Here is a 4,593-nt window from a genome sequence, read left to right as displayed (position 1 = left end):
GAACCCGCCCCGCGTTGCGGTCCGTCGCCCCGACCCGCCAGGTCACCCCGTCGTAGTCGCTGAGCACCGCCAACCGGATCCGGGTCTGCGCCCCGGCCGGAGTGAGCGTGGCGACGTCCAGCAGCTCCTGCTCCGGGTGCAACGCCCACCCGGAGATCCGGATCAGCGGGTTCTCGTCCAGCGACTCCACCCGGGGCGGCTCCACGTACCGGCGGGGATCCACCGGCCGGTCCTCGACCCGGGCCGCCAACACCGGACCGACCAGCGCCGCCAAGCCCACCACCACGGCCACCCCGGCCGCGCCGCCCGCCACCAGCCGCAGGCGCACCGCCGCGCGCACCGCCGGTGGCAGCGCCGCCGCCGGGTCGCCACCCGGGGTCTGCCGGGTGCCCGGAGCCACCAGGCCCAGGGCGACGGCGGCGGCGAACGCCACCGACGGCCAGAACGCCGGATCCGCGTTCGGGCCCACCACGTACAGCGCGCCCGCGTACAGCAACGCCGGCGGCAGGAAACCGAGCAGCGACCGCCCGGCGCGTAGCGCCACCTCGGCACCGGTCAACCCGGCCAGCCAGGTCGCCACCAGCGGCACCAGCACCGTGTCCGGAACCGGCTCGACCGGGATCAACGCGGTCAGCAGCCGGGGGATGCCGTTGCGGGCCGCGTCGACGACCACCTCGACGAAACCGCCGGGCAGCCCCGCCCGGCGGGCCGCCAGGTGCAGCCCGAACACCGTCCAGCCGACCATCGCGGCCACCGACACCGGGGCCACCAGCCAGGACCGCAGTCGCCGGGCGGCCACGCTCACCAGCACCGAGCCGGCGGCCGCGCCGACCAGCAGCCAGGTCAGCAGGTCACCGGCGTAGACCCGGCCGAGCACCACCCCGGGCAGCGCGACCAGCACCACCAGCGCCAGCGGCAGGGGTGCCGCGCGCAGCCACCGCGCCGCAGCGGATCGCACGCCGGCCGGGCCCCGCGACGTCACCACCGGCGCACCCCGTCCCACTCGGCGGCGAAACCGGCGCCGTCGGCGGCGTCCACCACCACCAGGCCGGCGGCACCGGCCGGCGTCGGGGCGTCCGCGCCGAAGACCGCCACCAGCACCGACGGGTACGCCCCACGCAGCGCCCCCACCTGCCCCAGGTCGTCACGGCCACCCGGCCCGGTCAGGAAGACCAGGGTGTCGCCGGGACGGTCCCGGCGCAACCGGCCCGTGCAGCCGCGCAACGCCTCCGCGTCCCCGTCGGCCAGCTCCACCGCGGTCAGCCGGTCCAGCGGCGGCTCCCCGGCCCGGTCCTCGCCCGGCGCCACCAGCAACAACACCACCGGCAGGTCGTCGCGCACCGCCGCGGTCACCACCGACGCCGCCGCCTCACAAGCCGACTCGAACGACTCGGCCACCCCGTCGATGCGCTGCGGATGGGCCGCGGCCCGGTTGTCCAACAGCACCACGATCCGGGGCAGGCTGGTGTCCACGTTCTCCCGCACCATCAGCTCGCCCACCCGGGCGCTGGTGCGCCAGTGCACCCGGCGCAACTCGTCGCCGACCACGTACTCCCGCAACGAGTCGAAGGTGATCGACCCGTGCGGGACGCTGTCCGAGCTGCCGTCCAGGCTGCGCCCCGCCCCGGTCGGCACCGCCCGCAGCGGATGCACCCGGGGGTGCACCCACACCGGCACCGTGTCGCCGTAGGAGCGGGCCAACGCCACCAGCCCCAGCGGATCCCGCCGGATCACCCGCAGCGGCCCCACCGGCACCACACCCCGGCGTCGCGTCGGCACCTCGTACTTGACCGTGGTGTCCCGGCCGGGACGCAGCCGCAGCACCGGCACCGGCACCGTGCGCGGGCCGCACCGGTCCTCGGCGAGCAGGTTCGCCGCCCGCAACCGGCCGGCGTTACGCACCGTCACCGTCATCCGGGCCGCCTCGCCGCGCGCCACCCGGTCCGGCTCCGCGCTGCGGGTGACCTCCAGCCGGGGCCGCCAGGCCGCCGTCAGCACGGCGTAGCCGACCGCCACCCCGGCCGCCGCGCCGAGCAGCACCAGTTCCGGGTACGCGTACCGGAAACCGACGCCGAGCAGCAGCACAGCGGCGACGAGCAGCCCGACGCCCCGGGCGGTGATCCCCATGCCGGCGGGCCGGTCAGCCGTGCGCCGGAGCCGGCTGGCCCGACGGCAACGGAACCGGCACCGACGCGACCGCCTGCCGCAGCACCTCGGCGGCGGTCACCCCACGCACCTGCGCGTCGGGGGTGAGCAGCAGCCGGTGCGCGAAGACCGGTTCGGCCAGGATCTTCAGGTCCTCCGGCATGATCCAGCCCCGGCCGTCGATCAGCGCGTACGCGCACGCCGCCCGAGTCAACGCGATCACGCCCCGGGGGCTGACCCCCACCCGCACCTGCGGATGGGTGCGGGTCGCCGCGGCCAGCCGGACCGCGTACCCGTACAGCGGCTCGGCGATGTGCACCCGGCGCGCCATGGCGACCATCTCCCCGACGGTGGCCGTGTCGGTGACCGGGCTCAGTGAGTCGGGGGAGCGGACCGTCGCCCCGCGCAGCACCTCCACCTCGACCGACTCGTCCGGGTAGCCCACCGACAGCTTCACCAGGAACCGGTCCAGTTGCGCCTCCGGCAGCCGGTACGTGCCGTCCATCTCCACCGGGTTCTGGGTGGCCACCACCAGGAACGGTTGCGGCACCGGATGCCGAACCCCGTCGACGGTGACGGTGCGCTCCTCCATCACCTCCAGCAGCGCCGACTGGGTCTTCGGCGACGCCCGGTTGATCTCGTCGGCGATGACGATGTTGGCGAACACCGGCCCCGGATGGAACTCGAAACCCCGGGTGGCCTGGTTGAAGATGGTCACCCCGGACACGTCGGAGGGGAGCAGGTCCGGGGTGAACTGGATCCGCCGCCACTGGCCCTGCACGGTCGCCGCGATCGCCCGCGCCAGGGTGGTCTTGCCGACCCCGGGCACGTCCTCCAGCAGCACGTGCCCCTGGGCGAACAGCGCGGTCAGCGCCAACCGGACCACCTGCGGCTTGCCGAGCACCACCGCGTTGACGTTCTCGGCCAGCCGGGCGGCGAGGGCGGCGAAGCCCTGCACCTCCGGCTGGGTGAGCGGTTCCTGGGGGTTCACGGTGCTCCTCGGCTGGGTGATGCGGCGTCAGCAGGTGGGCAGGACCTTGATGTCGTCGCCGCCCTCCAGGTTGAGCCAGGCCCACGGGATGTAGTTGCGTCCCTTGTACTCGACCTGCACCCACCAGGCGCTGCGCTTGTGGTTGTTGTAGATGTAGGCGTACACCTCTTCGCCCTGCTTCTTGCAGTACGCCTTCAGCCGGGTGCCGTTGTCTACCCAGCCCGCCTGCCGGTCGTCGTCCTGCCGGGTCACCTCGAAGATCTCGTTACCGTTGCGCTGGCCCGGGATCTCGCGGCTGCAGTAGGTGGCCTCCGCGCCGGAGTCCCCGTTGCGGCAGGTGGCGACGCCGTGCAGAGCGTCGGTGGCCTGGGCCCGATTCGCGGTGCCCTCGCCCGCCGCGTTGCGCGCCGTGACTGTGAACGTGTACGACTTCCCCGGCGTCAGGCCCGACATGGTGATGCGGGAGCAGTCGCCCGGTTGCCTCTCACCGGCGGTGCTCAACGTGCAGGTGGCCCGCCCGCCGCCCGCGTCGACGGTGAAGGTGACCGTCGCCGTGGTGGCGGTCGCCGACGAGCCGGTCACCGTCACCCGCGGCGGCGCCACCGTACGCGCCGTGGTGGTGGCCTCCGGGCCGGGGCCGGCCTCGTTGACCGCCCGCACCGACACCCGCACGTTCTGCCCGTTGCCCAGCCCGGACACGGTGGTCTGCGTGTCGGTCACCTCGCTGACCCGGCCCGCCACGTCCACCCGGTACGCGGTCACCGGCCGACCGTTGTCGGCCGCCGGGGACCACCGCACGGCGATGGTGCCGGGCTGGTCGGCGACCGTGCTGGCGGTCAGGTCGGCCGGCTGCCCCGGCGGGGCGAAGGGCACCACCGTGTTGCTCACCGGGGAGGCCGCCGAACCGGCGCCCTTGTCGTTGACGCTGACCACCGTGAAGGCGTACTGGGTGCCGTACTCCAGCTCACCGGCCGGGATGACCAGCTCGGTACGGGTGGACTCGCCGGCCGGGGCGTTGGTGCCGGCCGACGTCGCGGTCACCGCGTACCGGGCGATGGTGTTGCCCTGCCCGTTGGCGGCGGGCCAGCTCACCCGCACCGTGCCGTCCGGCCGGGCCTCGGCGGTCGCGCTGGCCGGCGGATCCGGCACCGCCGCGGTCGGGGTCACCGGGTTGCTCCGGCGCGCCGGGCCGGAGCCCTTGGCGTTCACCGCGTGCACCGAGAACGTGTACGAGCGGCCGTTGGTCAGGCCGGTGATCTCGACCGCCCGCTGGTTGGCGCCCACCTCGTGCCGTCGACCGTCGCCCTCCACCACGTACCGGGTGATCTCGGCGCCGTTCGCGGCGGCCGGCTTCCAGGTCACCCGGGCCTGCGCGTTGCCGGCCGACGCGCTGACCGACCGCGGCGCGCCCGGCTTGCCCACCTTCGGCTTCTTCGGTGGGGGCGGCGGCGGGGGAG

General features: G+C 75.0%; 3 protein-coding genes and 1 pseudogene. All 4 read right to left on the bottom strand.

What is annotated here, in order from left to right; genetic code table 11:
- Positions 1-985, bottom strand: a pseudogene (locus E1182_RS29365) (transglutaminase domain-containing protein); the annotation flags it as partial.
- Positions 979-2,127 (bottom strand): DUF58 domain-containing protein, encoded by a 1,149-nt coding sequence (locus E1182_RS29360; protein ID WP_132270971.1) that lies wholly within the window; start codon positions 2,125-2,127, stop codon positions 979-981. The gene E1182_RS29360 and the pseudogene E1182_RS29365, both read right to left, overlap by 7 nt.
- Before the next feature lie 13 nt (positions 2,128-2,140).
- Positions 2,141-3,136, bottom strand: a complete 996-nt coding sequence (locus E1182_RS29355) for a MoxR family ATPase (RefSeq protein ID WP_132270970.1) — start codon at positions 3,134-3,136, stop codon at positions 2,141-2,143.
- Between the two features lie 27 nt (positions 3,137-3,163).
- Positions 3,164-4,593: fibronectin type III domain-containing protein (locus tag E1182_RS29350; protein WP_165942757.1), on the bottom strand; the 1,430-nt coding region annotated here is incomplete at its 5' end.

The organism is Micromonospora sp. KC721 (genome assembly GCF_004348355.1).
GTDB lineage: Bacteria > Actinomycetota > Actinomycetes > Mycobacteriales > Micromonosporaceae > Micromonospora.
Note: the sequence above shows the minus strand (reverse complement) of the source record. Positions and strands in the feature narration are given on the sequence as shown.

Coding starts and splice junctions, on each gene's coding strand:
- E1182_RS29360 (WP_132270971.1), bottom strand. CDS start 2,127: ATGGGGATCACCGCCCGGGGCGTCGGGCTGCTCGTCGCCGCTGTGCTG.